This window comes from Gelidibacter sp., from assembly GCF_035515035.1.
Taxonomy (GTDB): Bacteria; Bacteroidota; Bacteroidia; order Flavobacteriales; family Flavobacteriaceae; genus Gelidibacter.
In genome coordinates, this window is the sequence record NZ_DATJCA010000151.1 from 1 (window position 1) to 6,007 (window position 6,007).

Sequence of the window (6,007 nt, forward strand, 5' to 3'; positions counted from 1 at the left end):
ACAATAAATATCCCCCACCTCTGGATGGACTATGGATGCTTTGACAATAATAGCTATCAAATTTGCAAAACGAAAGTCAAATCAAGTTAGGGGCTGTCAAATTAATTGAAATTGAAACGATAGTCCCTTTCACTAAAACCATTCGATTATGCCAGTAAATATTATTACCACCGATGATCTTCGGGAATTCAAAATGGAATTGCTCGATGCTATTAAAAATCTTTTAGCAAATCAATCTAAAGGAAAACTGAAAAGATACCTCAAATCCTCCGAGGTAATGGATTTACTTCAAATAAGCCCGGGAACACTTCAAACTCTACGGATCAATGGAACACTCCCCTACACGAAAATAGGTGGTATCATTTTTTATGATGCCGAAGAAATTCAACAAGTTCTATCTGCCAACCGTGTGCAGCATGGCTCAACATTCAACCGATGAATTATATAAAGCTTCTCAATGCCGCATTTGAAAAGTTCTTTTTGGATGATCGCCTGAAACCTCCTCACATCAGTCTATACATGGCACTATTTCATGAATGGAACTGCAACCGATTTGCTGAAGAATTCTGTGTAAACAGGAGAGATTTGATGACGACCTCAAAAATAGGCTCAAAATCCTCTTATCATAGGTGCATTAGAGACCTAGATGCATGGGCATACCTCTCTTATTTTCCGTCGAATAGCCCCTACAAGGGCAGCAAAATAAAGATGTCAATTTTATGGACCGAGGATGAACTTGTCAAAGATCAAAACAGTCCCAACATAGGACAGGTTGATGATTGGTACCGTCCCGAAAATGAACCTGCTTCGGGACAGTACAGTCCCTTATTGGAACAGATAGCGGAACGGTACCGTCCCAATACCGAACCTAATTTGGGACGGTATGGTCCCACACGGGGACTTACAATGGGATCTACTATAAACAGCAACAAACAAGTAAACAATAATAAACAGCCAAAGGGCTGGCAGGCCGTTTTTAATTTTTTTGTTGATAAAGGTTTTCATGCTGATGAAGGAAAAAAATTCTTCGAGCATTACGAATCCCGGAACTGGAAAACAAGTGATGGAAATACCATACGCGATTGGCGTGCCCTGGCCAAGCATTGGATGGACAGAGCCGAGTTATTCAAAAAAGAAAGTAAAGCAAACACAAAGCCACCGTCCCGATTTAAAGACAACTTAAAAACCACTAAACACAAAGATTATGGCCAACCCCTCTAAAATTATTGAAGATGATGTGGAATACTCCATCGGCACCTTTGATGGCAAAACGGTGGTCTATGATTTTGACCTCATCCTGAACTACTTGGATGCCAAAGGAAAAATAATGTTCGACAACCCCTTTAAGATTTACGACGAAGATCTTGGCGTTCTCCGTAAACTCTGCCATTATTTTATCAAGGACAGGGACTATTGTCAAAAGCATGACATTGATCCGAACAAAGGCATTCTCCTATCTGGACCTGTAGGTTGCGGAAAGACCACCCTAATGAAACTATTGCGGCATATCGTGCCAATGCAACGTCCCTACGAGGTCATTCCTTCGCGCAATATCACCTTTAGCTTTAATCATCTTGGTTTTAAAACCATTGAAGATTATGGAAACACTAAGGCCTACTGTTTTGATGATCTGGGAGTGGAGCCTTTGGGCCGATTCTATGGCAAGGACCTCAATGTGATGGGCGAAGTATTATTATCCCGATACGAACTTTTTCTGGAAACCAAACAGAAAGTCAAAACCCACGCCACCACCAATCTTGGTGCAGATGAACTTGAAGAGCATTATGGCCACCGGGTACGAAGCAGAATGCGTGAATTGTTCAATTTGATGGCGTTTGATGAGAAAGCCACAGATAAGAGAAAATGATTTATTTAAACAATGACTTGCATATAGATCCTAATTCTATAACAAACTGCACCACTATGTCTCTTAAACTTTTGGTAAGTAACAAATAGATCGATTTCATAATACATATTGGTTTATGGTCTTTAAAATAACTTGTGCAATGACCCTTGAGTTCCGAACGTTGGACAGATAGGCATTTTCATCCGAATTACTCAAAAATCCCAATTCCAAAAGCAAACTCGGGCAATAACCAGCAGCTTCTCGCAATACCTGAAAATTCGCAAACTTCACCCCCCTACTCTCAAAACCCAATTTCTTATTGAATGCCGCTTGCAGCCGAAAAGCCAACCAAATGGCATCCTTCGAATTTTGTGAAGTCACATTTGAGACATACGCTTCAACTCCCCTTGCATTCGGATTTTCCGCATGGTTACAATGCAAGGAAACAAACAGATCCGCCTTTAAAGCTTTCGCCAATTTTGTCCGATCCGATAAAGAGATAAACGTATCCTTATATCGCGTCAAATAGATTTCCAAATGATTTTCCAATTGAGCATTTAGGTTCAAAATTCCCAAAGCGACATCCAGTACCACATCTTTTTCTTGAATACCATTTATTCCGATGGCACCAGCATCTTTTCCACCGTGACCGACATCTATTACAATTCGTTTTTGTGCAGCGGTTCCCTGTCCAAAAATGAAACACATTTTTAAGAGCAAAATCACAAAACTGACGTTTTTGAGTCCTTTCTTCATTTTCGATTTTTGGGTTATCAACAACCTGACGTCTTAAAGCCATAAAATTTGACACCAAATAGCACCATCTTAAACCAAACGGAATTAAATAATATTTTATTCACAATTAATTGATTATCATGTATTTATGAACAAATATATGTAAATTACACATAACGAAAACAATACAAAATTTTAAAACTTTCCGTTATGAAAAAGTCACTCTATTTCGCAGGATTTCTCTCGCTTCTCTCAACAGCACTTTTTGCACAAATTGGGGGCATCGAAGATTCAGTTGATGATGTATCGAATACCATCAGAACCGTATTTCCCATTATTTTGGGAGTCATCTTTTTGGTGGGCTTCCTTTTTAATGCTGGACATTTCTTTGGAGAGAACGCAGATTTAAAAAAAGGAATCACTCGGGTGCTGGTCTTCGTATTGATCGCGGGAGCCGTAGTCGGTATCTTTACCTATCTGATCGGTATCGTTGTCTAAGATTTTAAAAATCATTTCAAACATGCGATATGAAAAAGTTCGAGATCTATAAAAACATCAGGAAGCGGGCGGTCATTTTCGGGCTGCCGATTTCCCTGTTTGCTTTAATGATGGTTTCCATTTTGGCGTCGTTATTAATTATCATCTTCTCTTTCAGCTTTGGGATAATAATAGGCGTGTTGGTATTCAATGCTTCATTATATGTGGGGCTGACAAGAATAACACATAATCCTCATCTATTTCAATTGGCAAAAGCTTTCCCTAAAATTATTAGTAACAAAAGAAACTCTGGCTTCGATTATGAACAAGATTAACCTTTCGGCATATCAACCCATTGCAGATATTCAGGACCATATCGTTTTTGCCAATAATGGCAACGTCGTCTTATGCTATAAAGGCAACTTGCCTGAAATCTATTCCCTGTCAGAAAAGGACTTTGAGGATATGCACGGCGCTTGGTTTCAGGCCTTAAAATCTTTGCCTGTTGGCACCGTGGTCCACAAGCAGGATATCTACCTTAAAAAATCTTATACTTCAGAACAACTCCCCAATTCTACGTTTTTAGAAAAAGCAACCCACGGGCATTTTAAAGGTCGCGGACATATTGACCATAGCTGTTATTTGTTTTTCATTTTGACCAAGAACAAAGCACTCAACAATCCTAAGTACATCAACCCTTTCAGAAAAATTTCAAAAGGAATCGTTCAGGAATTGGATGACAACATAAAGAGTTTCGCCAACTCGGTAAGTGATTCCATCTCCTTCATCAACAATAGCCGAAAGATGGAATTTGTTCTGCTTACAGCGAGCGACATCCAACAACTAACGGACACCTACTTCAATGGCTTTAATGAAGGATATGATACCGATATTTTATTAGATAAGAAAAGCGTCAAAATAGGCGAAAACCATTTTGATGCCCTGGCCATCAACAGCGAACTGTGCTTTGGCGAAAGTGTACAGAGTAGTAAGACCAATGAGAAATTCACTTCTGACGATTTTGTGTTTCATCAAGGGTTTATTGATGGCTTAGGGCTTACGCTCAATGAAAACCACATTGTCAATCAGATTTTGTATCTGGACGACAAACAAAAGTGGCGCAAACTTCTCGATAAGAAAATCGAAGAACTTAACAAAAGCTCCAATTTCGGATCGCAGAACAAAGTGGTACTTGGTAAAATACAGCACATCCTTGACCAAATCAATGCAGATGATAATGCCCGTATCATCCGTGGTCATCTCAATATTGTCTATTGGGCGAAGGAAGCCAAAGAGCTTGACAAAATTACCTCAAAGATAAAGACCGAGTTTAAGGAACTGGATATCATCCCGTACTATCCACGAGGTGAGGAAAGGAAAAATTATATATTGAACAGCTACTGCTGCTTCTCTTCCAATTTCTCAAATAACGATTTATACGTAACTGATTTAAAACACGCCTTATGCCTGTTCATCAACAATACCAATTATAAATCGGATGCTGCCGGAATCATCTTCAATGACCGTGAACATAATATTCCTGTTTTAAAGGATGTTTGGGATGAAAAGAAAAAACGAATAAAGGCGAGAAACTTCGCCATATTTGCACCAACAGGCGAAGGCAAATCCTTTTTAGCGAATAATATTCTACGCCAATATTTTGAAAGCGGCGTTCGTTTGGTCATTATTGATTTGGGTGGTTCCTATACCAAATTCGCCAAACTTTATCCCGAACAATATACCGTACTTCGTTATGAGAGTGGAAAGAATCTCGGCATCAATCCATTTTACATTAACGATGTCAATGATCTGACACCAGAACGTCTAGAAGATTTATCCGTATTCCTGTTTGAATTATTTGCTTCGGATTTAAAGGTTACCAAAGCACAATCGGTTTCCATCAAAAAAATACTGCGTCATTATTACGATAGCATTCTAGAAAACCATTCTTTGGAAAATTTCTACAATTTTATAGAAAAACATCAGCAAGACCTACTAAAAACCCTTAAAATCCATCCCGACTATTTTAATGTTACAAGCTTTTTGCACGTCATGTCCGAGTATGTCGGCGATGGTCTCTATAGTTTTCTGTTTGAAGTCAGCGAAGACCAAACCTATAAAATCGAGGATAAGCGTTTAATCGTTTTTGAACTGGATGAAGTGAAGGACAATAAAGAAATCCTGTCCGTCATGTTGAAGCTGATCAAGTCCGCCATACAACGGACCATTTGGAAAAATCGTGCTGAAAAAGGCATTATCCTTTTTGATGAATTTGCCAAACAGCTGAAGTTTGAAAACGTCCTTGAAAGTGTAGAATTCTATTACCAGGCGATACGGAAACAAAATGGCGCCATTGGCATTATTCTGCAATCTATCAATCAACTTCCGAACAACGCCACTTCCGCAAGTATTTTGGAAAATACGCAGGTAATTTATAGCCTGAACAATGAAAAAGGTTATGACGAACTGGTTAAAAGACTCAACCTTTCAACCCACGATCTGAACCAATTAAAGTCCATCAAGAACAATCTTTCAGGGTCCCGGAAATACACGGAGATGTTTATCAAGATCGGAAAGGAAAGCAACATTTTCAGGCTCGAAGTTCCCAAGGAGGTATATGCCGCCTATCTAACGGATGGCCAGGAAAACGAGGCAATAATGACACTTTACGAGCAACATCGGGACATGGAAAAAGCAATCATTGAATTCACATCTAAATCTTTATAAAATGAAAATTAAACTCCTTCTTTCCGCAATCTCCCTGCTATTGACTCATAATATGCGTTCCCAGGGCATGCCAGTTTACGACAATACCAACTTTGTAAGCTTGGTAAAAACACTTGTAGAATCGGCCAAACAAACCTCACAGCTTTTAAAAACGGCTGAGTTTCTAAAACAGCAAAAGGAGAATCTCGAGAAGGTCAACAATGTTGTCCGACAGATGAATGC

At 39.1% G+C, this 6,007-nt stretch carries 7 protein-coding genes and 1 pseudogene; 7 read left to right on the plus strand and 1 reads right to left on the minus strand.

The window, feature by feature from the left end; all coding sequences use genetic code 11:
- Positions 1-148 precede the first annotated feature (148 nt).
- Genes VLZ86_RS12035 through VLZ86_RS12045 form a run of 3 tightly spaced genes read left to right on the plus strand, consistent with a single transcriptional unit; the run spans position 149 to position 1,867 of the window.
- Positions 149-439: a helix-turn-helix domain-containing protein gene (locus VLZ86_RS12035; protein WP_325451650.1), complete on the plus strand. Its 291-nt coding sequence runs from the start codon at positions 149-151 to the stop codon at positions 437-439.
- Positions 436-1,221 (plus strand): hypothetical protein, encoded by a 786-nt coding sequence (locus VLZ86_RS12040; RefSeq protein WP_325451652.1) that lies wholly within the window; start codon positions 436-438, stop codon positions 1,219-1,221. Before VLZ86_RS12035 ends, VLZ86_RS12040 begins: the two co-directional genes overlap by 4 nt.
- The gene (locus VLZ86_RS12045; protein ID WP_325451654.1) at positions 1,205-1,867 is read left to right on the plus strand and encodes an ATPase; all 663 of its coding nucleotides are present in this window, start codon (positions 1,205-1,207) and stop codon (positions 1,865-1,867) included. The genes VLZ86_RS12040 and VLZ86_RS12045 overlap by 17 nt, the downstream gene beginning before the upstream one ends.
- Before the next feature lie 96 nt (positions 1,868-1,963).
- Here VLZ86_RS12045 and VLZ86_RS12050 read toward each other — a convergent pair whose 3' ends face one another.
- A complete protein-coding gene (locus VLZ86_RS12050) occupies positions 1,964-2,602 on the minus strand; it encodes an N-acetylmuramoyl-L-alanine amidase (RefSeq protein ID WP_325451656.1) in 639 nt (212 codons plus the stop codon).
- A 189-nt stretch (positions 2,603-2,791) separates the two neighbouring features.
- Here VLZ86_RS12050 and VLZ86_RS12055 point away from each other — a divergent pair, with 189 nt between their 5' ends.
- The 4 genes and pseudogenes from VLZ86_RS12055 to VLZ86_RS12070 all read left to right on the plus strand — a co-directional run.
- A complete protein-coding gene (locus VLZ86_RS12055; RefSeq protein WP_325451658.1) occupies positions 2,792-3,079 on the plus strand; it encodes a hypothetical protein in 288 nt (95 codons plus the stop codon).
- Between the two features lie 29 nt (positions 3,080-3,108).
- Positions 3,109-3,393, plus strand: a complete 285-nt coding sequence (locus VLZ86_RS12060) for a hypothetical protein (protein ID WP_325451660.1) — start codon at positions 3,109-3,111, stop codon at positions 3,391-3,393.
- Positions 3,380-5,785, plus strand: coding sequence for a TraG family conjugative transposon ATPase (locus VLZ86_RS12065; RefSeq protein ID WP_325451662.1), 2,406 nt, complete (start codon positions 3,380-3,382; stop codon positions 5,783-5,785). Before VLZ86_RS12060 ends, VLZ86_RS12065 begins: the two co-directional genes overlap by 14 nt.
- Before the next feature lies 1 nt (position 5,786).
- Positions 5,787-6,007 (plus strand): annotated as a pseudogene (locus VLZ86_RS12070) (conjugal transfer protein); the annotation flags it as partial.

Coding starts and splice junctions, on each gene's coding strand:
- VLZ86_RS12035 (WP_325451650.1), top strand. CDS start 149: ATGCCAGTAAATATTATTACCACCGATGATCTTCGGGAATTCAAAATG.
- VLZ86_RS12040 (WP_325451652.1), top strand. CDS start 436: ATGAATTATATAAAGCTTCTCAATGCCGCATTTGAAAAGTTCTTTTTG.
- VLZ86_RS12045 (WP_325451654.1), top strand. CDS start 1,205: ATGGCCAACCCCTCTAAAATTATTGAAGATGATGTGGAATACTCCATC.
- VLZ86_RS12050 (WP_325451656.1), bottom strand. CDS start 2,602: ATGAAGAAAGGACTCAAAAACGTCAGTTTTGTGATTTTGCTCTTAAAA.
- VLZ86_RS12055 (WP_325451658.1), top strand. CDS start 2,792: ATGAAAAAGTCACTCTATTTCGCAGGATTTCTCTCGCTTCTCTCAACA.
- VLZ86_RS12060 (WP_325451660.1), top strand. CDS start 3,109: ATGAAAAAGTTCGAGATCTATAAAAACATCAGGAAGCGGGCGGTCATT.
- VLZ86_RS12065 (WP_325451662.1), top strand. CDS start 3,380: ATGAACAAGATTAACCTTTCGGCATATCAACCCATTGCAGATATTCAG.